At 69.3% G+C, this 23830-nt stretch carries 24 protein-coding genes; 16 read left to right on the top strand and 8 right to left on the bottom strand.

Annotation, left to right across the window (positions count from 1 at the left end; genetic code table 11):
* Window positions 1-135: 135 nt before the first annotated feature.
* The 3 genes from ACIQE0_RS27875 to ACIQE0_RS27865 form a co-directional block, all read right to left on the bottom strand.
* Window positions 136-993, bottom strand: a complete 858-nt coding sequence (locus ACIQE0_RS27875) for an alpha/beta fold hydrolase (RefSeq protein WP_402337273.1) — start codon at window positions 991-993, stop codon at window positions 136-138.
* 526 nt (window positions 994-1519) lie between these two features.
* Window positions 1520-2818: a cytochrome P450 gene (locus ACIQE0_RS27870; RefSeq protein WP_402337270.1), complete on the bottom strand. Its 1299-nt coding sequence runs from the start codon at window positions 2816-2818 to the stop codon at window positions 1520-1522.
* A 19-nt stretch (window positions 2819-2837) separates the two neighbouring features.
* The gene (locus ACIQE0_RS27865; RefSeq protein ID WP_402337267.1) at window positions 2838-4193 is read right to left on the bottom strand and encodes a glutamine synthetase family protein; all 1356 of its coding nucleotides are present in this window, start codon (window positions 4191-4193) and stop codon (window positions 2838-2840) included.
* Window positions 4194-4540: 347 nt separating this feature from the next.
* Between ACIQE0_RS27865 and ACIQE0_RS27860 the strand changes: the two genes are divergently transcribed.
* The 10 genes from ACIQE0_RS27860 (at window position 4541) to ACIQE0_RS27815 (ending at window position 14711) form a co-directional block, all read left to right on the top strand.
* Window positions 4541-4729 (top strand): ferredoxin, encoded by a 189-nt coding sequence (locus ACIQE0_RS27860; RefSeq protein WP_366338074.1) that lies wholly within the window; start codon window positions 4541-4543, stop codon window positions 4727-4729.
* 3 nt (window positions 4730-4732) lie between these two features.
* A complete protein-coding gene (locus ACIQE0_RS27855) occupies window positions 4733-5941 on the top strand; it encodes an NAD(P)/FAD-dependent oxidoreductase (protein WP_402337264.1) in 1209 nt (402 codons plus the stop codon).
* Between the two features lie 9 nt (window positions 5942-5950).
* A complete protein-coding gene (locus ACIQE0_RS27850; protein ID WP_366338078.1) occupies window positions 5951-6757 on the top strand; it encodes an acetoacetate decarboxylase family protein in 807 nt (268 codons plus the stop codon).
* A 34-nt stretch (window positions 6758-6791) separates the two neighbouring features.
* Entirely contained in the window at window positions 6792-8255 is a 1464-nt protein-coding gene (locus ACIQE0_RS27845) for an aldehyde dehydrogenase (RefSeq protein WP_402337261.1), read from the top strand.
* Entirely contained in the window at window positions 8248-9141 is an 894-nt protein-coding gene (locus ACIQE0_RS27840) for a 3,4-dihydroxyphenylacetate 2,3-dioxygenase (protein ID WP_402337259.1), read from the top strand. Before ACIQE0_RS27845 ends, ACIQE0_RS27840 begins: the two co-directional genes overlap by 8 nt.
* A gap of 53 nt (window positions 9142-9194) precedes the next feature.
* Window positions 9195-10040 (top strand): fumarylacetoacetate hydrolase family protein, encoded by an 846-nt coding sequence (locus ACIQE0_RS27835; protein ID WP_384096768.1) that lies wholly within the window; start codon window positions 9195-9197, stop codon window positions 10038-10040.
* Between the two features lie 25 nt (window positions 10041-10065).
* Window positions 10066-10680: a TetR family transcriptional regulator gene (locus ACIQE0_RS27830; protein WP_366338086.1), complete on the top strand. Its 615-nt coding sequence runs from the start codon at window positions 10066-10068 to the stop codon at window positions 10678-10680.
* A gap of 236 nt (window positions 10681-10916) precedes the next feature.
* Complete coding sequence (locus ACIQE0_RS27825) at window positions 10917-12377, top strand: APC family permease (RefSeq protein ID WP_402337254.1); 1461 nt, start codon at window positions 10917-10919, stop codon at window positions 12375-12377.
* Between the two features lie 121 nt (window positions 12378-12498).
* Complete coding sequence (locus ACIQE0_RS27820; RefSeq protein WP_402337251.1) at window positions 12499-13989, top strand: aldehyde dehydrogenase; 1491 nt, start codon at window positions 12499-12501, stop codon at window positions 13987-13989.
* Window positions 13986-14711, top strand: a complete 726-nt coding sequence (locus tag ACIQE0_RS27815; RefSeq protein WP_402337249.1) for a gamma-glutamyl-gamma-aminobutyrate hydrolase family protein — start codon at window positions 13986-13988, stop codon at window positions 14709-14711. Before ACIQE0_RS27820 ends, ACIQE0_RS27815 begins: the two co-directional genes overlap by 4 nt.
* A 228-nt stretch (window positions 14712-14939) precedes the next feature.
* Here the strand turns inward: ACIQE0_RS27815 and ACIQE0_RS27810 are convergent, their stop codons facing one another.
* Window positions 14940-15512 (bottom strand): MarR family transcriptional regulator, encoded by a 573-nt coding sequence (locus tag ACIQE0_RS27810; RefSeq protein ID WP_366338094.1) that lies wholly within the window; start codon window positions 15510-15512, stop codon window positions 14940-14942.
* Between the two features lie 462 nt (window positions 15513-15974).
* On the opposite strand from ACIQE0_RS27810, the gene ACIQE0_RS27805 reads away from it, so the two are divergent.
* Complete coding sequence (locus tag ACIQE0_RS27805; RefSeq protein ID WP_366338096.1) at window positions 15975-16460, top strand: NUDIX domain-containing protein; 486 nt, start codon at window positions 15975-15977, stop codon at window positions 16458-16460.
* Between the two features lie 29 nt (window positions 16461-16489).
* Here ACIQE0_RS27805 and ACIQE0_RS27800 read toward each other — a convergent pair whose 3' ends face one another.
* Both ACIQE0_RS27800 and ACIQE0_RS27795 read right to left on the bottom strand, forming a co-directional pair.
* A complete protein-coding gene (locus tag ACIQE0_RS27800) occupies window positions 16490-17050 on the bottom strand; it encodes a hypothetical protein (protein ID WP_402337244.1) in 561 nt (186 codons plus the stop codon).
* 297 nt (window positions 17051-17347) lie between these two features.
* Entirely contained in the window at window positions 17348-17566 is a 219-nt protein-coding gene (locus tag ACIQE0_RS27795) for a tyrosine-type recombinase/integrase (RefSeq protein WP_402337608.1), read from the bottom strand.
* Window positions 17567-17955: 389 nt separating this feature from the next.
* On the opposite strand from ACIQE0_RS27795, the gene ACIQE0_RS27790 reads away from it, so the two are divergent.
* From ACIQE0_RS27790 to ACIQE0_RS27780, 3 genes are all read left to right on the top strand, one after another.
* Window positions 17956-18093 (top strand): hypothetical protein, encoded by a 138-nt coding sequence (locus ACIQE0_RS27790; RefSeq protein ID WP_402337241.1) that lies wholly within the window; start codon window positions 17956-17958, stop codon window positions 18091-18093.
* Window positions 18094-18097: 4 nt separating this feature from the next.
* Window positions 18098-19036: an FAD-dependent oxidoreductase gene (locus ACIQE0_RS27785; protein WP_402337238.1), complete on the top strand. Its 939-nt coding sequence runs from the start codon at window positions 18098-18100 to the stop codon at window positions 19034-19036.
* Between the two features lie 400 nt (window positions 19037-19436).
* Window positions 19437-20486, top strand: a complete 1050-nt coding sequence (locus ACIQE0_RS27780) for an alpha/beta fold hydrolase (protein ID WP_402337235.1) — start codon at window positions 19437-19439, stop codon at window positions 20484-20486.
* A 139-nt stretch (window positions 20487-20625) separates the two neighbouring features.
* Here the strand turns inward: ACIQE0_RS27780 and ACIQE0_RS27775 are convergent, their stop codons facing one another.
* Window positions 20626-20802 carry a hypothetical protein gene (locus ACIQE0_RS27775; RefSeq protein WP_366338108.1) on the bottom strand — a complete coding sequence of 59 codons (177 nt, stop codon included), beginning with the start codon at window positions 20800-20802 and terminating at the stop codon, window positions 20626-20628.
* A gap of 106 nt (window positions 20803-20908) precedes the next feature.
* On the bottom strand, window positions 20909-21484 hold the full coding sequence (locus tag ACIQE0_RS27770; protein ID WP_402337232.1) for a CGNR zinc finger domain-containing protein: 576 nt from the start codon (window positions 21482-21484) through the stop codon (window positions 20909-20911).
* Between the two features lie 103 nt (window positions 21485-21587).
* Between ACIQE0_RS27770 and ACIQE0_RS27765 the strand changes: the two genes are divergently transcribed.
* Both ACIQE0_RS27765 and ACIQE0_RS27760 read left to right on the top strand, forming a co-directional pair.
* Window positions 21588-22760: an epoxide hydrolase family protein gene (locus ACIQE0_RS27765; RefSeq protein WP_402337229.1), complete on the top strand. Its 1173-nt coding sequence runs from the start codon at window positions 21588-21590 to the stop codon at window positions 22758-22760.
* An 871-nt stretch (window positions 22761-23631) separates the two neighbouring features.
* A partial coding sequence (locus ACIQE0_RS27760) for a hypothetical protein (RefSeq protein WP_402337634.1) occupies window positions 23632-23830 on the top strand: 199 nt, incomplete at its 3' end.

The following is a 23830-nucleotide window of genomic DNA, read 5'->3' as shown; positions in this document are numbered from 1 at the left end:
TCGATCCACACCTCTCACCGAGAGAAGCTGACCAGGCATCAAATAGTCCATGCCCCACACGCGGTCTGCACCTGATGACACGGACCGCCAGGCAAGGGTCGGCCGCGCGGAACTGGCAGCCGATACGGAACCGGGTCAGCCCCAGAACTCCCGCAGGGCGGCGTTGACGGCGGCGGGCTCCTGGGGGTGCGGGTAGTACCCGGGCACCCGCAGGAGGCGGCCCCCGAGGGAGTCCGTGAGGGACTCGGCCACGGCCATGAGGGGGAGCCCCACGTGCTCGCGGTACGCGGCCGGCGCGCGCTCCCAGGTTCCGCAGATCACCAGAATCGGCAGGGCGGCGCCCCGGATCACCTCCAGTGGGATCTCCGCCTCCCAGATGGGCCGCTCCCTCATGGAGGTGGCAACGGCACGGAGCCGGCGCGACGTGGGCTCGGGCATGTCCATCCCCAACCCCTCGGTGGACGCCCGCAGATACTGCTCCGGCGTGACGCCGTCCGGGATGCCCGGGGCGCCGTCGCGCACCCGGTCGAGAAGGTCGGCGACGACCGGATGGTGCGCGGCGGCGGTGAAGGCGGAGGGCTGGATGAGGGCGAGGGAGCGGACGAGGTCGGGTCGGCGCGCGGCGGCGATGAGCGCGGCGACGGCGCCGTTCCCATGCCCCACGAGGTGGGCGCCGCCGAGCCCCACGGCAAAGGCCCCGTCGCCGAGAACCTCCACCACGTCCTCGGCGTCGACGTCGAAGTCGCTGCGCGCGGTGTCCGGGCTGTCGCCGTAACCCCGGCGATCCATCAGGAGGAGCCGCCGGCTGTCTGCGAGGGGCCGCTGTCCGGCAAACCCGTACGCGGAGTCGCTGCCCCAGGTGAAGATGTTGTGGACGAAGAGGGCGGGGGCAGCAGCGGCCGCCGGAGGCGCTGGGACCCTCGAAGCCGTCGGGGCCCGGTCTCCTCCGGCCCGATCGCGGTCATCCCACACGGTCACGTGCACGGCTGCCATAGGTCATCCTCCCGAAGCCGAGGAACGTCAACTCCCGTGAGCGTAAACCTCGATCCACATCTGAAGCCTGTGGATGACGTTGGGGAAAATGGAGGAGTGCCTTGTGGCCTGGGATGACGGGAGTTCTTCACGCTTCCAACACGCGCACTCAGCAGGGCACTTCCGAGACGCAGGTTGCCGCTACGTCGTCGGCGGTCTCGGCGTGCGGCACCTGTCGCGCGTGAGGGCGTCCACGTCCGCGCGAGCCGCGCAGGGTGTTCTCGCGGGCGAGGCCGCCCACGACGCCGTGTCGCCGCCGACTCCGCCGAGGCCGATCTCCCTCGTGGTCGACGGGCGCGGGTTCGCCGGTCAGCGGGCCAGTGGACCGGCGATCCGGCGGCCCGGACCCGGCGTACCCCCCACCGCCAGGCGGCCACACGCCGGACGGCATCGCCCGGTCGGCCGACGATTTCCCGGAAGGGCAACCAAAGGCGTCGGCCGGGCGGGGAGCCGGACCTCCGGGCGATGCCGTGATCAGTCCGCACGGTCAGGCGAGGGTGACCTCGACAGGCAGTTTCTTGATGCCGTTCACGAAGTTGGAGCGCACCCGCGGGACGTCTCCGGCGAGCTTGATGCCCGCCAGACGCGGGATGAGCTCCTCGAACATGATGCGGATCTCGGTGCGCGCGAGCAGGTTGCCCAGGCACAGGTGGGGGCTGCCCTTGCCGAAGGTGACGTGGTCGTTGTCCTGGCGGGTCACGTCGAAGTCGTAGGGGTTGCCGAAGATTTCCTCGTCGCGGTTGCCGGAGGCGAACCACATGACGACCTTGTCGCCCTCCTTGACCTGCTTGCCGCCGAGTTCGACGTCACGTGTGGCTGTGCGGCGGAAGTGGTAGACGGGGGAGGCCCAGCGCAGGAACTCCTCCACCGCCGTGGGGATGAGGGAGGGGTCCTCCTGGAGGCGGGCGAGCTGTTCGGGGTGCTGGAGGAGGGCCAGCATGGAGTGGCTGATGGTGTGGCGGGTGGTCTCGTTGCCGGCGACTACCAGGAGCAGGAAGTAGTTGTCGAAGTCCTGTGCCGAGAGCGGCACCCCGTCGCGCGGGGTCTCGTTGACGAGCTTGGAGATGAGGTCGGTGCCGGTGCCGCCGCGCCGCTGCCGGGCGAGCTCGCGACCGTACGCGAAGACCTCCAGCGAGGCGGGGGAGCGGAACGGCAGGTCGCGGTACTTCTCGCTCTCGTCGCTGTGCAGGAGGACATCGGCGTAGTCGGGGTCGGTGTTGCCGATGATGCGGTTGCCCCAGTCGATGAGCTGCTGGTTGTCCTCCGGGGGCACGTCCAGGAGGCGGGCGAGGACGTTGATGGGGAAGTCGGCGGAGACCTCCTTGACGAAGTCGAAGGTGCCCTTGGGCAGGGCCGCGTCCAGCGTGGTGGCGGTCAGGCCGCGCAGGAAGTCGGCGTAGCTGTTGATGACGCTCGCGCCGAACTGGCGCTGCAGGAGGCTGCGCATGGCGCGGTGGCGCACTCCGTCCAGCTCCAGGATGGAGGCACGCTTCTTGATCTGGTCGTCGTCGACCTCCTCCAGGTTCACGAACCTGGTGGAGGTGAACGTCTCGGCGTCCCGGTCGACGCGGGCGATGTCGGCGTGCCGGGTGACCGCCCAGAAGCCGGAGTTGGGCGCCTCCTCCGGCTGCCAGTGGACGGGGTCCTCATGGCGGAGGGTGTGGAACATGCGCCACGGTGTGACACCGTCGGTGAAGTTGTCGAGATCAGCCAGGTTCACCTGGTCCAGGGGCATCGGCTCGTCGATGGCACCGGACGGGGACGGTGTGGTCGTCACGGAGGTCATGGGTTCGTCTCCTCGGCATTTACAGGTGGTAGGCGTACTCGGTGAACTCCCAGTCGGTGATGTGCCGATGGAAGCGTGCGACCTCGTCGCGCTTGTACGAGAGGTAGGCGGTGGTGAAGTCCTTGCCGAGCGCATCGGTCAGAGCGGTGTCCGCTTCCAGCGCGTCGAGGGCGTCGGGCAGGGTCATCGGCAGGAGGGCGGACCTGGTGGTGTCGTAGCCGTAGCCCTCCAGCGGGGCGGCGGGTTCCTCGCCGGCGATGACTCCCAGAAGCGCTGCCGCGATGGTTCCCGCGATCAGCAGGTAGGGGTTCGCGCTCGCGTCTCCCAGGCGCAGTTCGAGGCGGGTGCCGGAGCCGCGTTCCGGCGGGATGCGGACCATGGCGCTGCGGTTGTCCAGTCCCCAGTCGATCAGCCAGGGTGCGAGGGTGTCGGGGCCGAAGCGCTTGTAGGAGTTGACCGTCGGGTTGGCCAGCGCCGCGAGTGCCGGGGCGTGGGCGAGGACGCCGGCCACCGCGTGGCGTGCGACGGCGGTCAGGCCGTACGGCGCGGACGGGTCCGCGAAGGTGTTGTTGCCCTTGTCGTCCACGCAGGACATGTGGAGGTGGAAGCCGGATCCGCCCGCGCCCTGGAAGGGCTTGGCCATGAAGGTGGCCAACCGGCCCTCCTTGCGGGCCAGTTCCTTGATCGCGGATTTGAAGCGGAAGGCGCGGTCCGCGGCTGCCATGGCGGCGGAGTGGTTCAGGTTGATCTCGAACTGCGAGCCGTCGAACTCGTGGTTGCCGCTGCTGATGTCGATGTCCAGGTCGCGCAGCTGGCGCAGGGTGCGCAGCAGGTGGTTGTCGCCGTCCGCGCGCAGGCCCGCCGTGTAGACGACGCCCGCGGCGTCGCTGTAGCGGCGCCAGCCCTGCGGGTTGCCGGGGTCCGGGTCGCACAGGAAGTACTCCAGCTCCGGGCCGATGACCGGGTTCAGGCCGTACTCGCCGCATCGGTCGAGGACCGTGCGCAGCAGATCGCGGGGTGACTCCGGCGCGGGCAGTCCGATGGCCGGGTCGGTGACGTCGCCGAGGCAGCTGGCGACGCCGGGTTCCCAGGGCAGGGCGGTCAGGGTGTCGAGGTCGGGGCGTACGCAGATGTCGGGCAGGCCGGCGTCCAGCCCTCCCGCGACCGGGACCACATCGCCCTGGGGGGTGGTGTGGTAGACGGCGCGGCAGAAGGCGAGGCCGTGCTCGCAGGCCGAGGGCAGGTGGTCCAGCAGGACGTCCCGGGCCCGTTCGGTGCCGATGAGGTCGGGATAGGTAACCCGGACCACGTCGATGCCCTCGGCGGCCAGCCGCTCCATGTGGCGGCGGACGGATGGGATGTCGGATGCGCTCACCGGTGTCTCCTCAAGGGGAAGTGGGGCGCCTCCCCGGCGCTCGCGGCACGGGGGGAAACGGGATGTGAGGGCTCGGACCGCGGGGGGACGCGGGATGCCGCTCGCTTGGTGGTGGCAAACGGTAGGGACGTCGGTCACCGTCCCGCAAGGGTTCCGGCACAGAAATTTATCCATCCGGATAGCTATTGACCGGAGCCCGGCCGGTTTCTATGTTGTTTGATGCCAAACGAGTTAGGGGCCGGTGTTCACCGCACCCCTTTGGCCGGGGCCCGGCCCCCGTGGGTCCGGGCCCCCTCTTTCTTCCTCTCCCTTTCCCGACGCTCCCCCCAGCACCAGGAGGAACGGTCATGCAGGTCGTCGTCGACATGAACAAGTGCCAGGACCACGGCCAGTGCGTCTTCGCCGCCCCCGACGTCTTCCGCTTCGACGACGACGGACGTCTGGCCTACGTCGCCGACCCCGACGACGCCCTGCGCGGCGACGTCGAAGAAGCCGCCGACGTCTGCCCGTTGCAGGCCATCCGGATCGAGGACTGAGCCGTGAACGCACCCATCGTCGTGGCCGGCGCCTCCATGGCCGGGCTGCGCGCCGCCGAGCAACTGCGCGCCGCGGGCTGGGACGGGCCGATCACCCTCGTCGGGAACGAGCCCCACATGCCCTACAACCGGCCCCCACTGTCCAAGGAAGTCCTGGCAGGCAGGGCGTCCTTCGACTCGCTCGCCCTCCGGCCTCGGGCCGACGTCTGCGACGTGCGATGGCGCCTGGGCACCACGGTCGTACGCGCCGCCCTCGACCGGCAGGCCGTCGAACTCGACGACGGCGAGACCCTGCCGTACCGCGGTCTCGTCGTGGCCACCGGCATGCGCCCCCGGCGACTGCGCTGCCCCGGTCCCCTCGCCGGACGGCACACCGTCCGCACCCTGGACGACGCCCAAGGGCTACGCGAGGCGCTGACCCGGCCGGACGCACGCGTGGTCGTCGTGGGAGCCGGATTCATCGGCTGCGAGGTGGCCGCCACCGCCCTCGCCCTCGGCGCCGCCGAGGTCACCGTGGTCGACCCGCTGCCGCTGCCCATGGCCGGGCCGCTGGGCGAACTGCTCGCCGGGGCGCTGCTCAGGCGCCATGAACAGCGAGGCATTCGCTTCGCCCTCGGCACGGGCGTGACCGCCTTCCACGGCGACAACCGGGTCACCGGGGTGGCCCTGGCCGACGGCAGGGTCCTCGCCGCAGACGTGGTGGTGGAGTCGGTCGGCTCCGCGGCCAACACCGAATGGCTCGAAGGCAACGGCCTGGACCTCTCCGACGGCGTGCTCACGGACGAGCACCTGCGGGTCGGCGGACGCCTTGACGTGATCGCCGTCGGCGACATCGCACGCTTCCCCAACGCCCGGTACGACGGCGTCCCGCGCCGCGTCGAGCACTGGTCCATCCCCACCGACACGGCCAAACACGCCGCGAAGGCGCTCGCCGCACACCTCACCGGCACCGACGCCGACCTCGCGCCGTTCGCGCCGCTGCCGACCTTCTGGAGCGACCAGCACGACTTCCGTCTCCAGTCCTTCGGCGCCCCGGCTCTCGGCAAGGACGACGTACGCGTCCTGGACGGCGACCTCGACGGGGACGTCCTGGTCGGCTACCACCGCGCGGACCACCTGGTCGGCGTCGTCGCCCTGGGCGGCCGGGCCGCCGCGGCAGCCGCCGCCCGCTACCGCGCCGAACTCCTCAAGCAGCCCTCCCTCACCGCGTAAGGAACCCAAGTGGCCAGTGTCCGTGGATACTTCCACCCCAAGACCGCGACAGGCACCTCGTCGCTGATCCCCTCGCCGCCGTGGCACTACTCCGGCGACCTCCTCACCGTCGAATACCGCACCGACCCCTCCCGCGTGCGCGAGCTCCTGCCCGAGCCCCTGGAACTCGCCGACGAGGACCCCGGCGCCGTCGCACTGATCTGGGCCGATTGGCAGTCCTGCGCCGCCTCGGGGCAGGAACTGCTCGACCCGGTGCTCGCCCAGTACAAGGAGGCGTTCGCGGTCGTGCGCTGCAAGTACAAGGGACGGACCTACACGCGCTGCGTGTACATCTGGGTCGACAAGGACTTCGCCATCGCCCGGGGACTGCACCAGGGTTACCCGAAGAAGCTCGGCTCCATCCACCAGACCCGCCCGCACCCCTACGGGCCCGCACCCCGCATCGAGGCCGGCGCCCGGTTCGGCGCGACCCTCGCCGCCGCCGACCGGCGCCTGGCCCAGGCCGTCGTCACCCTGCGCGAGCCGTCCGGGACCAACGGCTTCGTCAACGGCCATCCCATGGCCCACCACCGCTGGCTGCCCTCCATCGAGAAGGGCAGGGGCCCGGCCCTGGACGAGCTGATCGAGTCCGGCGCCGCCTCCTTCGAGGGCGGCGAGCCCTGGGCGGGCGACGCCGACCTGGAGCTGTTCGCCTCGCCCACCGAGGAGCTGGCCCGGCTGGAGGTCCGCGAACCGATCGCCGCCTACTACCGCCAGGTCGGCGTGGTGTGGGACGGCGGCCGGCTGCTGGAGTCCAACACCTCCGGCGCCGAATGAGCCCGCACCGCACCGACCACGAGGACGTGAGAACATGAGCGAACACCTCACCACCGTCGCCGGAGTCGCCGTCGACACCCGGCACTGGATCGGCGGCGAACGCGTCGCGTCCACCGAGACCTTCACCGATGTCTCCCCCATCGACGGCAGCGTCCTCGGCGAGATCGCCCGGGGCACCGCGACGGAGGCCGCCGCGGCGGTCGCCGCCGCCAAGGCCGCCTTCCCCGCCTGGGCCGCCACCCCGCGCTTCGAGCGCGCCCGCATCCTGCGCGCCATCGCGGACGGCGTCGAGCGGCGGCTCGAGGAGCTGGCCGCCGTGGAGACAGCCGACAACGGTGCCCTCCTGCGCTCCCACCGCCGCGGCGTCATGCCCCGCGTCGCACACAACTTCCGGTTCTTCGCCGACTGGCTGCTGCGGCTCGACCACGAGGACTTCGACACCCGCGGCCACACCAACCACGTCAGCTGGGACCCGGCCGGCCCCTGTGTGCTGATCACCCCGTGGAACGCCCCGCTGATGCTGGCCACCTGGAAGATCGCCCCGGCGCTGGCGGCCGGCGACACCATCGTCCTCAAGCCCGCCGAATGGACCCCGCTGACGGCCTCGCTGCTCGCCGACATCGCCGCCGAGGCCGGGCTTCCGGCCGGTGTCCTCAACATCGTGCAGGGGTACGGCTCCGAGATCGGCGACGCCCTCACCTCCCACCCGGACGTACGCCGCATCAGCTTCACCGGGTCCGTGCCGACCGCCCGGCGCATCGCCTCGTCGGCCGCGGCCAACCTCACCCCGCTCAGCCTCGAACTGGGCGGCAAGTCCCCGCTGCTGGTCTTCGCCGACGCCGATCTGGACCTCGCCGTCGACCTCGCCGTCGAGCAGTACGACAACGCCGGCCAGGTCTGCCTGGCCGCCACCCGCATCCTCGTCGAGGAGACGGTGGCCGAGGAGTTCACCCGCCGCTTCACCGACAAGGCGTCACGCCTCCGGCAGGGCGACCCGCGCGACGAGACGACCGACATCGGACCCAACATCCACCTCCGGCAGCTGGAGAAGATCGACGGCTTCGTCCAGCGGGCTCTCGCGGCCGGGGCCCGCGCCGTCATCGGCGGACACCGGGGCGGGGGGCAGTACTACGCCCCGACCCTCCTCACCGATGTCGCCCAGGACTCCGAGATCGTCCAGGAAGAGGTCTTCGGCCCCGTCCTGACCCTGCAGACGTTCACCGACGAGGACGAGGCCATACGCCTGGCCAACGGCACCCGCTTCGGCCTCGCCGCCACGGTCGCCACCGGCGACGCCGGGCGCGCCGAACGGGTCACCGCACAGCTCGTCGCCGGCACGGTCTGGGTCAACTGCTTCTTCGTCCGGGACCTCCGGGCCCCGTTCGGCGGCTCCCGCCACTCGGGTGTCGGCCGCGAGGGAGCCACCTGGAGCTTCGACTTCTACTGCGACCTCAAGAACACCGTCACCGCACCGAAGGGAGGGAAGGACCATGGGTGAGATCGTCGGGGCGGGCCTGCTCGCCCACGTCCCCACCATCGTGCTGCCCGAGGAGACCAGGCGGGAGCTCAACGAGGGCAAGGAGATCACTCTCGTCACCGGCCTGCGGCAGCTGCGCGAGGACGTCTTCGAGCGCGACGACTACGACACCGTCGTCGTCCTGGACTCCCATTGGGCGACCACCGTCGAGTTCGTCGTCACCGCTCAGCAGCGCCGCGCCGGCCTGTTCACCTCCGAAGAACTGCCGCGCGGCATGAGCCGCATGCCCTACGACTACCCCGGCGACCCCGAACTCGCCCACAACATCGCCTCGTTCGCCGACAAGTACGGCACCTGGATCACCGCGATCGACGACGCGTACCTGCCGGTCTACTACGCCACGATCAACCTGTGGAAGTTCCTCGGCGAGGGCCTGCCGGACAAACGGTGGGTGACCATCGGCGTCTGCCAGACCGGCGACATGGAGGACCATCTGCGCCTGGGCCGCGCCCTGGCCGACGGCATCGCCGCCACCCCCGGCCGACGCGTGCTGCTGATCGCGTCCGGCGCGCTGTCGCACACCTTCTGGCCACTGCGCGAGCTGCGCGACCACGAGTCGAGCGACCCGGCGCACCTCTTCACCCCCGAGGCGAGGGCGGCCGACCAGGAGCGGATCGCCTGGTTCAAGGAGGGCAGCCACGACAAGGTCCTCGACACCATGGACGAGTTCTGGAAGTACAAGCCCGAGGCCAGGTTCTTCCACTACCTGATGATGGCCGGCGCCCTCGGTGAGCGGGCCTGCAAGGCCAGGGCACGCCAGTACGGCGCGTACGAGAACTCGATCGGCACAGGCCAGGTCCATCTCTGGTTCGACCGCCCGCAGGACGGCTGGACAGGCGCCGCCTAGGCCCTCGTCCCCGCTCACACACCCCCTCAGCCACGCCTGGAAAGGCTCCCGCCATGCCCGAGTACCGCCGCATCCTCCTCGACGGCGCCGCCGTGGAGACCCTTCGCGACGGCGACGAACTGGTCGCCGGTGACGGCCGGCGCGTCGCGATCGCCGACGCCCGTCACCTGCCGCCCGTCGTTCCCTCGAAGGTGATCGCCGTCCACCTCAACCACCGCAGCCGAGTGGACGAGTTCCAGATCGGTCTGCCCGACACCCCCACGTACTTCCACAAGCCGACCTCGGCGCTCAACTCCCACCAGGGCGCGATCGTGCGACCCGAGGGCTGCAAGTGGCTCAACTACGAGGGCGAGGTCGCCATCGTCATCGGCAGGACCGCGCGCAACATCTCCCCGGCCGAGGCGGGCGAGTACATCGCCGGCTACACCGTGGCCAACGACTACGGCCTCCACGACTTCCGTGACACCGACGCCGGCTCCATGCTCCGCGTCAAGGGCTCCGACACCCTGTGCCCGCTCGGCCCCGGACTGGTCACCGACTGGGACTTCCACGGCAAACGGCTGCGCACCTACGTCAACGGCGAGGTCGTCCAGGACGGCTCCACCGACGAGATGACATGGGACATGCACTATCTCGTCGCCGACATCGCCCGCACCATCACCCTGTACCCCGGCGACGTGCTGCTGTCCGGCACCCCGGCCAACTCCCGGCCCGTCCGGCCCGGGGACGTCGTCGAGGTGGAGGTCGAAGGGCTCGGCCGGCTCACCAACCACATCGTCACCGGACCGACCCCGATCCGGGCCGACGTGGGGGCCCAGCCCACGGAGTCGGAGGAAGTGCTGTCCACCGCGCTCGGCGGCGACTGGGAGTTCCGCGGCATCCGGCCGCCGAAGCGCTGACCGGCCCCCCGGTAGGGTCGGTCTCATGACGGACCCCGCCCGGCCCTCCGGCGAGCGCAGCCCCCGCAAGCGCGTGACGAACTACGGGACGGGCCGAGCGGCCCTGCTGGACGCCGCCATACGCGTGGTGGCCCGGGGCGGGCTGCGCAAGCTCACCTACCGGGCCGTCGCCCAGGAGGCCGGAGTCACCCATGGGCTCGTCGTGCACCACTTCGGTTCGCGCGACGCATTGATCGAGGAGGCCGTCACCCATGCCATCCGCTCCTCGTTGGCCAGCAGCACCCCCGACATCGGCACGGGCAGTCCGGCCGACTTCGCCGCCGGTCTCGTGGCCATGGTCGAGTTCGGCCCCGAACTGCAGGCGTTCCAGTACGAGTTGCTTCTGGAGGCCCGGCGCAGGCCCGAGCTCAAATCACACCTGCGCAGCCTCTACGAGGAGTACTTCGAGGCCACTCGACGTGAACTGGAGGGCATCCTGCCCACCCCCGTGAGCCGCGGTACCTCCCGGCTCGCCTTCGCCGCGCTGGAGGGCCTGGTGCTGCACCAGCTGGTGTTCGGCGAGCGCGAGGCCACCGAAGAGGCGCTGGCGGAGCTCAGGAGCCTTCTGCAGGAACTGGCCGAGGAGCCGGACGGGCGCTGAGCCGCTCCGTCGGAACCCCGGCCGCCCGGTCGCCGGCCGGGCCGTCGGCCATCGGGGACGCCATGGCCGCGGTCCCGGTCGGTCGCGCCCGCGGTCTCGGTCCCGTCCTCGTAAAAAGTCCGGAAGACGACTGGTCTTCCTGTCCCGCAACCCCTTGCCAAGCGGATAGTTGCACCCCACTATGAGGCAACTCGTTTGGCCTGAAACGAACCCTCCTCAACTGGCAGGTGATCCGAGTGGACAGTCGGACGGCTTCCGCCGAGCGGACCGTACGGGACGCCCCCACTGCAGCCACGCTCAAACCCAACGCCCTGGGTGTCCTGGGCATCCTCTTCTTCGTGCTGTCCGGTCAGGCCCCGCTGACGGGCATCGCGGGCGCCGCCCCGATATCGGTCGCCATCGGCAACGGCTCCGGCACTCCCGCGGCCTATGTGGTGGCCGGCGCAGTGATACTGCTGTTCTCCGTCGGGTTCATCGCGATGGGCCGGCACGTCGTGGACGCCGGCGCCTTCTACACATACATCGGCGCCGGCCTCGGCCGTGCCGCCGGCGCCGGCAGCGCGAGCGTCGCCCTACTCGCCTACTGCGCCATCCAGGCAGGGATGTACGGCCTGTACGGCTCGATCGTCAGCGGGCTCCTCGCCGACCACACCTCGCTCCACGTCCCGTGGTGGGTCTGCACACTGGTCACCATGGCCGTGGTGCAGGTCCTCGGCGCCGCAGGAATCGAGATGGGCGCGCGGGTCCTGGCCGTGTTCGTGCTCGCCGAATTCAGCATCCTGCTGCTCTTCGGCCTGGTCACCCTGTTCAAGGGCGGCGGACCGGAAGGGCTCGGAGTGGCCGGCAGTTTCTCCCCCTCGGCCGCGCTGCAGGGTGCGCCGGGCGTCGCCGTGATGTTCGCCCTGGCGTCGATGTTCGGCTTCGAGGCCACCGCCATCTACGGCGAGGAGGCGAAGAACCCCAAGAAGACGGTGCCGCGGGCCACGTACCTCTCGGTGATCGTGGTCACCACCTTCTTCGCCCTCACCTCGTGGAGTCTGATCTCGGCCCACGGCGCCTCGAAGGCACCAGGGGCGGCGAAAACGGCACTGGCCGGCGGTGACTCCGCCGGTTTCGTCTTCGGGCCCGTGGCCGACCTGTTCGGCGGCTGGGTCAACGGCGTTCTGCCGGTCCTCCTGGCCACCTCACTCTTCGCCGGCGTCCTGACCTTCCACAACTCCGCCAACCGCTATCTGTTCTGCCTCGGCCGTGAGGGACAACTGCCCGCGAAGCTCTGCCGGTTGAACGACCGGCACGCCCCCTGGATCGCGGGCCGGGCACAGACCGCCATCGCCGCACTCCTGATCGTGCCCTTCGCCCTGGCCGGCAAGGATCCGGTGCTCACCCTCTTCTCCTGGTTCAGCGGGCTCGCCGTCCTGGCGATGATGCTGCTCTACCTGCTGACCTCGGTGTCGGTCGTGGTGTTCTTCCGCCGCCGACGCGTCGACAGCAGAGCGTGGAACACCCTGGTCGCCCCCGTGCTGGGCGCGCTCGGCATCGCCGGTGCCACCTGCCTCATCCTGGCCAACTTCACCACCCTGATCGGCGGCGAGGCGAGCACGGCGCTGTGGCTGGTCCTGCCGGTGCCCGTCGTCATGGTGCTCGGTGTGGTCAACCACCGGATCCGCCACCGACGCACCGCACCCGGCACCGGCTGACCCCTCGCCCCTGGCGTGCGCCCGGAAACCGGGCGCACGCCAGGGGCACGGCCCCGCCGCCGGCTTCCGCTCCGATCCGCTTTGATCCGCTCCGCTTCACCGACGTGGTCTGGAGGACCGCATGACCCGCGCCACGTACGACGATTGGCTCCGCCGTGCCGAGACGCTGAAACCGACCGGTGCGCACCTCATCGACGGCGCCGACGAAGCCGGTGGCAGCGTCACGTTCTCCGTGGTGTCGCCCCGCGACGGACAGGTACTGGCCGAGGTCGCCGATGCCGGTGCAGCCGAGGTCGACGCGGCCGTCGCCGCCGCCCGCCGCGCTTTCGACGACGGCCCCTGGCCGCGCCTGTCTCCCGCCGAACGAGGCCGCGTCCTGCTGCGACTCGCCGACCTCCTGGAGGAGCGGCGATCGGAGCTGGCGCTCACGATCAGCCTGGAGATGGGCAAACCCGTCTCCGACGCCCACGACATCGAGATGCGGGCCGTCATCAGCACCTTCCGCTGGTACGGCGGGCTCGCCGACAAGCTGACCGACGAGTCCCCGCACACCGCGTCCGACGCCCTGGCCCTTGTCACGCGGGAGCCCGCCGGTGTCGTCGGCGCGGTCGTCCCCTGGAACTTCCCCCTCACGCTGGCCGGCTGGAAGATCGCCCCGGCGCTGGCCGCCGGATGCACAGTCGTGCTCAAACCCTCGGAGAACTCGCCACTGTCCGCGCTGCTGCTCGGGCGAATCGGCCTGGAGGCCGGGCTGCCGCCGGGCGTTCTCAACGTCGTGGCCGGCAACGGACCCGTGGCCGGACGGGCCCTCGGGCTGCACCCGGACGTCGACGTCCTCGCCTTCACCGGCTCCACCGCCGTCGGCCGCCACTTCCTGCGCTACTCCGCCGACTCCAACCTCAAGCGGGTATGGCTGGAACTGGGCGGCAAGTCGCCCAACATCGTCCTACCCGACGCCCCCGACCTGGAGAAGGCCGCGGCCACAGCCGCCTGGGGCATCTTCTTCAACCAGGGCGAGATGTGCACGGCACCCTCCCGGCTGCTGGTGCACACCTCCGTCGCCGAACAGGTCACCGACGCCGTTGTGGCCCGTGCCCACGCACTGCGCGTGGGCGATCCCCTGGATCCCGCCACCGAGATGGGCGCCCTGGTAAGCGAGGACCATCTCGACCGCGTGCTCGGCCACGTCCACACAGCCCTCGACGACGGCGCCCACCTGCGCACAGGCGGCACGCGCATCCGAACCGGGACCGGTGGCGTCTACCTCGAACCAACCGTCTTCGACCAGGTCGCCCCGGACAGCCGCCTGGCTCGTGAGGAGGTCTTCGGCCCCGTGCTGTCCGTCATCACCTTCGACGACCTCGACGAGGCCGTCGCCATCGCCAACGCCACCGAATACGGCCTCGCGGCCGGACTGTGGACGTCCGCCCTGTCCACCGCCCACAAGGTCTCCCGCGCTCTCAAGGCCGGCACGGTCTGGGTCAACTGCTACGAGGAGGGCGACCTCACCGTGCCGTTCGGCGGCATGAAGCAGTCCGGCAACGGACGCGACAAATCCGCCCATGCCCTGGAGAAGTACACCGAACTCAAGACCACCTGGATCCAGCTGTGACCCACCGCCCCCTCATCGCGATCCCCGCCCGTTTCGCCGCCACCACCTCCGCCCTGCGCCACGCCGCGGAAGTCAACGCCCGAGCCCTGATCGACGCCGTCTGGCGGGCGGGCGGCGAACCCGTCACCCTCCACCCGCACGCTCCCGAAGGCACGACCGATCCCGCCGAGGTCCGCGCCCGGCTCTCCCGGTTCGACGCACTCCTGCTCCCCGGCGGCGGCGACATAGCCCCCCACCGCTACGGCGCCCCCCACATCCATGAGGCCGTCTACGACGTGGACGACGAGCAGGACGCGTTCGACCTGGAACTCGCCCGGCAGGCCCTCGCGAGCGCGCTGCCCTTGCTGGCCGTCTGCCGCGGACTCCAGGTGGTCAACACGGCCCTGGGAGGCACCCTCCACCAGGACATGGGCGGCCCCGGACACGAACACCGCAACGTCCGCCACCCCGTCTCCCTCGCCCCAGGCTCCGCCCTGACCCGTATCACGGGTACCGACAAGGTCGAGGGGTCCTGCTACCACCACCAGCACGTGGACCGGACGGGGGAAGGACTGGCCGTCACCGCCCGGGCCGCCGACGGAACGGTCGAAGCCGTCGAACTCACGCGGCACGACGGCTGGTTCCTGGCCGTGCAGTGGCATCCCGAGGACACCGCCCACGAGGACGCGACCCAGCAGCGCATCTTCGACGCACTGGTGCGTGCCGCGCGGGAAGCCGCCTGAGTCCGTGCTCCCCGGCGCGTGTTCCCCGGTGTTCCACCGTCGGCCATCGGGAAGCACGGGCGAGGAGCCCGTTCACGCCGGTCCGTGCGGACACTGCTGGTAAAAGGCCCGGTCGCGCCGCGCGTGGCGCGACCGGGGGCCGACCGGGGCCGCGTCAACCGCGGGCACGCCGCGACAGGTGAAGCGCGGGCTTCACCAGCTCAGGCGCGTCAGCCGATCGACGCCGCGTCAGCCGCGGGCACGCCGTCCGCTGCGGCGCGGCGCGGGTTCCTCGCCGTTCAGCAGCGACCGACGCCGGTCCTCGCCCTCTTCCTCGACCTGGAGCACCACACGCCGCAACCCGTCGGCGAGGCTGCGGCACTCCGCATCGCTCAGCCGTGAGGTGACGAAGGACTCCTCCTCGTTGAACGCCGGGAACACCCGCCGCATGAAGTCCTCACCGTCCTCGGTGAGCGCGAGCAGCACCAGCCGTCCGTCGGTGGGATGACCGATGCGCCGCAGCAGGCCGCGCGACTCCAGTGTGCGGGACACCCCGGTCAGCGTGCCCTTGGAGATCCCCGCCTCCTCGGCGACGTGCCGCGTCTCGGACTCGCCCCAGACCCACACCACCCACAGCACCACAAAGGCGGTCCAGGTCAGGTCCGAGCCGCGCAGCACCGAGTTCTCCAGATGCTGCCGCACGGCGGACGCGGCACGGTAGACGTTGGCCACAGCGGCCATCCGTTCCCGGCTGATGGGGGCGCCGCCGAGCTTCGCCTCCACGAGCCTTTCCGCCTCGTTGATGGACCGCTGGCTGGGCACGGGTGCTCCCTCGTGTCGTCACCGCACCGCGGACCCGGCCGGGCCCGCGGCCGTTCGATGTCGCATTCTACGGGCGGCCGTAACTGCGTGTGTCCGGCGGCCACTCGGATCCCGGCCGTCCTGTTTGCCAGAAGCGCCGACGGCCAGGGGCCAGGCGTTCCTTGTACTCGTCGTACATGCCGGCAGTACGTCCGGTCGCCACTCTGGGCTGCGGATTCAGCGGCCGTTCGGGGCCTCTCTGTCGCCCAGGGACTTCTCAGGGACATTCGATCGCCAGTCGTCGTCCGATGATGGACCTTCGTCCGATGAAGGATCTTGGTCGAACCACTCGTCCATGGCGGCGAGACCCCGCTTACCCGCCTCGGGCATGAAGTGTAGTGGTGACGTCGGGTATTGGAAGCGTTTGAATGCCTGGCCGGTTCTTGATCGACAGGGGTGTGATCGCTTTGGCAGGGTGTGCCGATGCGGATACCCAGACAGGCAGCAAGAGTCGCGGTGCTGGACCCGGCCGGAGCGGTCTTCATGTTCCGGTATGACAACGAGGAAGTCGGTGTCCACTGGGCGATGCCGGGCGGTGGCATGGATCCGGGCGAGACACCGCTGAAGACAGCTGAGCGCGAGTTGCGCGAGGAGACCGGGTGGACCGACATTGAGGTCAGCACCGTGTTCTGCCTCTGGCAACATGACTTCACCCGAGCCGGAGTCCCCGTCCGGCAGCACGAGTACATCTTCCTCGCGCATGCCCCTCGCCGAGACCCAGTGGGTGACCTCGCTGCCGCTCATGCGGCCGACAAGATCCTGCGCTGGCGATGGTGGACACCGGATGACCTGTCTGGTGACACGGAGCCGTTGTGGCCGCCGCAGCTGCCGGAACTACTCGCTGGTGTGCGGAGAGATGGTCCGCCTGCGTCGCCGGTTGACCTTGGCTATGTCCCGAATCCTGAATAGAGCCATCAGCTTGGACTCGTGCCCTTGTCTCAGGAGTCCTTCCGGCGGCTGACTTCGGCGGCGTAAGTGGCCCAGACGCCCGCGGAGAGACGCTGCCAGGCGACGGCAACGTCGGTGCGGATGCCCAGAGTGCGGGCGAGGATCGCGGCAGGGATCTCGGTGGCGAGCTGGAAGAGAGCGGTGCTGCGGGCCTGGTTGGGCCGGATCCCGAGCTGGTTCAGCCGCTGGGTCAGCTGTGTGGTGCTGATCGGCCGTCCGGGCTGGCCACCGGGGAAGAGCCATGGAGACGGGGCCAAGGCCCCGATGGTCGCGTGCCCCTTGCGGTTCGCGGTGACCACGCGGGCCAGCGCGGCGACGGGCTCGGTGGTCAACCGGTGGATTGCCGAGGGCCCTTGGCCATAGAGGAGGAGAAGCAGCCCGGCGAGGCGGTCTTCGGGTTTCAGGGTGTCGTCGTGCAGGAGTCGGCGTGCGACGTTCCAGCGGTGTTCGTCGTCGGGCGGCTGAGTGGGGCCGTTCCAGCGGACGGCGGGGACGTGGACGGTGGTGAGCTTGTCGGTGCAGGCCCAGCGGATGAAGTGCCCGCCACTCATCCACGTGGCCGGGCGTCCAGACCCACGGGTATTCGTTGGTGTACTCCAGAAACCGGCGTACGAGCCGTTCCCGGGGAGTGACCGTGTCCTCGCGGAGCCCACGAGCGGCCTGTTGAGCCCGCCAGCCCCGCAGCATCGCCTCGACCATCGCGTCGCGGACGCAGCTGGACCACCCCGGAGACCAGCTCCAGATGAGCCGCCCCAGCCAGGTCGGCGCGTCGCTGAAGACCCACTTCCGCCCTCCCTCCCAGAGGGCAATTCCTGCATCAGATGGGATCAGATCAATGAACTCCCAGCTCAGGAGGTCAAGTTGTAGGCGGATGGAGACCGCTCCGGGCCATACTCTGACCTCGCGACCTCCGGCTTCTCGCCCGTCTGATGCAATTTCCGAGGTTTAGCGTAGTGCTTCAGCGTGGTCTGTGGTGAGGCGTGCCCGAGCCACTCGGCGACGCTGACGAGCGACTCGCCGGCTTCGAGTTGGGTGCTCGCGAACGTGTGCCGGAGCGTGTGGAACATGTCCTCGCGCGAGAGCTCGTAGACGGGTACCGGCGCGTGCGGCCGCCGTGCGTCTCGGCCTTCTCGCCGATGACCTTCAGGACGCCGGCCGCCGCGAGTGCTGGCCGCCAGCTCCGTTTGTTCCACGTCGAGTAGTTGACGCGCTTGCCCTGCGACGTGCTCAGAATCAGCCGGACGGAGATCGGTTTGCGCTGTCGCGTTTCTAACTCGCTCGTCGGCGGCTCCGGATTGCGCCACGGGAGCGTGCAGACGACCGGAGGGAAGCGATACAGGTGGTGCCGGACACGCTTGGCGAGGTTGGGGGAGACGGGCACTTCTCGCGTCTTGCCGCCTTTCGGCAGGCAGAAGTACGGCCTTCCCCTGGAGTCCCATCGCAGCTGCCGACGGATGTGCACGACGCCGGCCCCGACGTGCACGACGCCGGACTGGTCGTCGCCCGCCGCCTCATCTGCGCAGGACAACTTGTCACCAAAGACCACGTGATCGCCCAACTCCCCACACTCTGCGACGTATCGGTGCTGGAATAAGCCCATGGCAGCCACCCCAGCGAACGCCCCGCACACCACCGACACCGACACCGACACCGACACCGACATCGACCTGATCGTCATCGGCGGAGGGCCGGCGGGCTGTGCCGCCGCCCTTACCGCGGCCGGCGTCGGCATGCGCTCCGTGCTGGTCGAGCAGGACGACGTCCTGTGCCGAAACCTGCACCGCATCCCCGCGCTCAACAACGTCCTGGGAGGACACACCAACGGCCCCGATCTCGCCGACTCCATAGCGAAGGACCTGGCCCGCACACCGCTGTGTCACCTCGAACTGGGGCGCCGTGCAAGGCAAATCCAAGCCTTCGACGACCACGTCGCCATCACCCTCGACACCGACGTCCGCCTCACCGCCCCGCACGCGGTCCTCGCCACCGGCGTCGGCCCCCTCCAACCCCGCCACGTTCCGTGGATCACCGCCCCGCCGGAACTGACCCTGCCCCCGCTGTGGCAGGAACCGATCAACGCCGAAGGACGGACCCTCCTCGTCCTGGGTGGCGACCGCCCCATTGGGACCTTCCTACGCGCCCACCCCGACACCGACACCCAACTCCTCGTGGCATACCCGGCAAACGACGACTACAAGGTCGACGAAATCCGCGACGACCCCCGCGTCACGCTCCTCCCCGTCCAACACGTCACGCTGCATCCGACACAAGGACCAACGATCACAGCCGACATGGAGAGCCGGGACGGGCAACGCAACACCGTCTCCGCCGATGCCGCGTTCCTCAGCCTCGGCAGCGCCCCAACCGCCCCGCCCGGCGACCTTGCCCGTGACGCCGCCGGCTACTGTCCGCCCTCCGAACAACACCCGCGCATCGTCGTTGCCGGTGATCTGAGGTCGGCCCGCTTCCAGCGGATCATGACGGCCATCGGCTCCGGCAGCGAAGCCGCCCTGCGCGCGTACTACGTGACTCGGTAGGGGGTCGGCGTCGGGTACGCGGGCGGCTACCTGGGCGAGGGGGGTGGCGCGCTGGTCGAGCGGCCAGAGAAGCTGGTGGTCGAGGGCCGGCTGCCCCGAGACGGTGCCGGTTCCTGTGGCTCGGCTTCGTGGCCGGGGAGGCGGCAATAAGGCAGGTCGCAACGGTCGGCACGGCCGCCTCTGCGAGAAAACGTGCCAGGCGCTCGAGCCACTCAGGCGGAGCAATGTGTGATGCGCCACCGCGCTGACGGGTGTTGCATGACGGGGAGGACGCGTCAATGCGCGGGTGCATTCACGAAAACCCCGGGCGCGGATACCAGGCACATGTGATTTCCGAATCCCTCATTCGATGTCATGTCGTCCGCGGACCGCCAGTGCCGCCTCAAAAGGAGATGCGTCGATGGAAATACCCGGGCTCGCGCACAGTCGTCGTCGCTTCCTTGGTGCCGCGGCCGCTGCTGCGGCGGCGACGGTTCCGTTCGGAATGTCCGGTAGCGCGCAGTCCGAGTCGGAAGGACCTGTGACGCGCCCCGCAGCTGATCGTGTGACGCGGACATCCTTTGGTCCCGTGAAGCAGATCAATGCCGGCGATCTGAACGTGGGGTATGTCGAGGTCGGGCCTGTAAACGGGCAGCCGGTCATGCTTCTGCATGGATGGCCCTATGACATTCACAGCTACGTCGCGGTCGCACCTTTGCTTGCAGCGAAGGGGTACAGGGTGATTGTGCCCTATCTGCGAGGTCACGGCACGACGCGATTCCTTTCTGGTGAAACGCCCAGGAAGGCCCAGCAGTCGGCGTTCGCTGTCGACATCATCGCCCTGATGGACGCCCTCAGGATCGATAGAGCCATACTCGCCGGATACGACTGGGGATCGCGGACGGGTGGCATCATAGCGGCCCTCTGGCCGGAGCGTTGCAAAGCGCTGATCTCTGCGGCCGGATATCTGATCGTAAATGTCGAAGCCAATAAGGTGCCCTCGCTGCCGAAGAGCGAATGGGCATGGTGGTATCAATACTATTTCTCCACCGAAAGAGGCGTCCTCGGCCTCGACGAGTACCGACACGACCTGGCCAAACTGGTATGGCGGTTCAACTCTCCGACCTGGAATTTCAGCGACGCCACGTTCGACCGCACGGCAGCGGCTTTCCAGAACCCGGACTACGTCAGCATCGTGATCGATAATTACCGCTGGCGGCTTGGTCTCGTAAAAGGTGAGCGCCGGTACGACGCCCTGGAAAAGCGTCTCGCCGCCGCTCCTGCCATCGGGGTGCCGACAATCACCATTGAAGGATCACGCGACCCGTTCACCCCGCCGGGAAACGGATCGGCCTATCGGAAGAAATTCACGGGAAAATACGAGCACCGGACCCTGGACGTGGGACACAACGTTCCGCAGGAAGCTCCGCGGGCCTTCGCAGAGGCTGTCGTAGACGTCGACAGATTCTGACCGGGTAGTCGCACATCGGGTCTCGGTCATGGAACAACGTCAAGGTACCGATCCGGCGCCGCAGCGGCCACAAGCACGCCCCGCCGCACAGCATCCCCCACGCCGAGCCCACGGAACACTGACCGGTCCCTTCCAGCCCTCACCGCCCATGGCTCGCCAAGGTCCAGCAGGCGGGTTGCAGCAGTTCGACGAGATCGTCCTCGGGACGAGAGAAAGAGGCGAGGCGGATTCCGGGCCGCTGTGCCGACGTCGGCCGGCAGGCAGTGCGGCCGCCGTGGGCGGATGCGGTGTCGAGGACGGTGTCCAGGTCGTCCACGGTCAGCGCCCAGTGGAAGTAGCCCTGGGGCCCGCGCCGTCGACGGGGTCGGTGAAGTGCTGCGATGCGGATGCGTGGGGCCCACTTGGATGTACCGAGGAAACGGTCACTCCGCTGATCTGGAGTTTCTGCGCTGGTTGGCGTTGAAGCGCGCTTTCTTCTGGCGATTCCCGCATGTGTTCATGTCGCACCATTTGCGGGTGCGGCTTTGGCTGGTGTCGAAGAAGGCGGCTTGGCAGGTCGGTGACGCACACAAGGCCAGTTTTCCGTCTCGTTCGCCCGCGATGATGCTGATCGCGTCGGCGGCGATCACGCCGAGGGCGTCCTCCACGCAGGAAGCCGAGCTGAGCCGCCATCGCCGCTTGCCCTCGGGCGTCAGGATCGCCGCGGCCCGACCCTGAGCGCTGCGGTCATTGATGACTTGGACGGCGGATGCGGGGAGAGCGTCCTGGATCGCGGCTGCTGTCGCGGCGGTGTGAATCGACTCCCTCAGTTCCCGAGCGAGGTCGAGCTGGGCGGTGGTGCAGGAGTCCACGGCGAGGCCGCTCACTGTCAGCCAGTCGACGAGTCGGTGAGGGGTGGGAATGCGCTCGACAGCCTCGCCATGACGCTCCGACAGGGTCCCCGTGAAGCTGGTCGCCAGCACATTACCGAGGCGGAAGTCAGGGAACTCAGCACGCATGGAACCACCTTAGCTGGTTGCAGCGTGGCTCGGAGAACTGCTAGAACCGCCTTAGCCGGTTCTCAATAGGTCGTAGCCTGTTCCACGATGGCCAGGAGGTCTCATGCCCCGTCCAACCAGCGACGTACAAGCATTTGAAGCCCACGCAACCGACGCCGACCTCGACGATCTGCACGCACGACTGGCCGCGGCACGACTGCCGGAGGCCGAGACGGTCTATCGCGCCGCGCCCGACCCTCGCCGATGGGAACAGGGCGTTCCTCTCGCCGACCTCGTCGATGTCGTGAACTACTGGCGCACCGGGTACAACTGGCGGTCGTTCGAAGAACGCCTCAACCGGATCGGCCAGTTCCGCACGACCATCGACGATCTGGGAATCCACTTCCTGCACCGCCGATCCACGCGCGCAGACGCCACTCCTCTGATCCTGACGCACGGCTGGCCAGGCAGCATTGCCGAGTTCATCGACGTAGTGGACGAGCTGGCAGACCCGAAAGACGCAGACGCGCCGGCCTTCCACGTCGTGGTCCCGTCGTTGCCAGGCTTCGGTTACAGCGACAAGCCGGCCACCACCGGATGGGGAACCGAAAAGATCGCGGCCGCATGGGTAGAACTGATGGGAAGGCTCGGCTACAGCAAGTTCGCCGCCCACGGCGGCGACTGGGGAGGCAACATCACCACGGTCCTCGGCGGCAGGTTCCCGGCGCACGTTCTCGGCATCCACACCACGTTCGCAGAGGCACCACCCGGGTTGACAACGGACGGGCTGACGGTGGCCGAGCGTACATGGACCGAGGAAACCCGCGACTTCTGGCGCCACCGCGCGGCGTACGCGAAGCAGCAGGCGACCCGACCGCAGACCATCGGCTACTCACTCGTCGACTCCCCGGTCGGGCTTCTCGCCTGGATCCTCGACAAGTTCGCCGAGTGGTCAGACACCGAAGACAGCCCGTTCGAGACGATCTCCCAAGACCGCGTTCTCGACAACGTCACCCTGTACTGGCTGACACGAACCGGCGCATCCGCAGCCCGCATCTACTACGAAAGCCACAACTCACTCGACCCCGAACTCCGAGTCGACGTCCCGTCAGCAAACACCATGTATCCCCGCGACATCGAGAAGTCTCCACGCACCTGGTCACAGGAACGGTACCGACAGATCGTCCGATGGCGATCACCCGAAAACGGGGGACACTTCCCGTCGCTGGAGGTTCCCGAGTACTTCGTCAAAGATCTACAAGACGGCCTCGCGGCAGTGCTCGCCGCCAATCCGTGAACACCGCTGGGCGCCGGCACTCGATCACCGCCCGATCCGGCTCAAGGCATGGCCCGACGGCCTCCCGACCGAGTTCATCGCGACGGAGGGGCCGATACGGTGGAAGAAGCGTACGGGCACGGTCAGTTGACCTCCGAGGGCCAGCAGGCGGCGCATCCACCGTCGACAGGCAGGGCGGCACCGGCGACGAAACTGGACCGCCGGAAGCACAGCCACACGACGGCGTCAGCCATCTCCTCGCGTTCGACAACCCCGCAGGCACGGGTGTCGCCACCGCACCGCCACCACTACCGGTCATCGGCCCTCCACGATCACCGGTGTGTCGACGAGCCCGGCGACGACGGCGTTGCCCCGGATGCCGTCCGGCCCGTAGCCGAGCATCCCGGCGGGAGCGGGGCCCATGAGGACGGACTGAACGCAGAGGCGACCGCAGACCGCATCCGTCACACCACGGTCGCGGTGGAACACCCCTACGACACGGCCGTGCCGGATATCCGCCGCGTCGCACAGTGAAGTCGCGCAGCCCGTCAGCCGATAGTTAGCCTGAACTCAGACCGTGGCACCGACGAGCCGCCTGCCACGATGCGCGTGGCGGGCGCGCCGGCCGGTGCAGGTGCCGACGCCGCCCACAGGGGGACGCCAGCCTCAGACCTCCATAATCCGCCGGGCCCCGGAGTCCCACAGACCCCCGCTCCTGCCGATCGAAGCGCGCCCTCGCCAGACCTTCACGGCGACGGCCACCCCCGCTGCCTGCGCGACGGGCATCGCACAGCCGGCGCCCCTCCGCCCCGCCAGTGGCCGTGGCATGGAGCGTGTCCGCACAGTCACCCCAACCGGAACGGACTCGGCATGCGCACACAGGGAGCCTGTCATGACCGAGAGCCACGCACGGACCCCGGCAACGCCGAGCGTCCTCGTCGATCCGCTGCGCAATCGAGGCGTGGCCTTCACACCCGAGGAAAGAGATGCGCTAGGTGTATTGCCCTGTGAGGTTGGGGACGCGGCTGGCGGGTGGTTGGCCCTTGAGTGCGGTGTGTCTGCGGTGGTGATTGTAGGTGTGAAGCCAGGCG

This window comes from Streptomyces sp. NPDC093097 (genome assembly GCF_044754325.1).
GTDB lineage: Bacteria > Actinomycetota > Actinomycetes > Streptomycetales > Streptomycetaceae > Streptomyces.
Note: the sequence above shows the minus strand (reverse complement) of the source record. Positions and strands in the feature narration are given on the sequence as shown.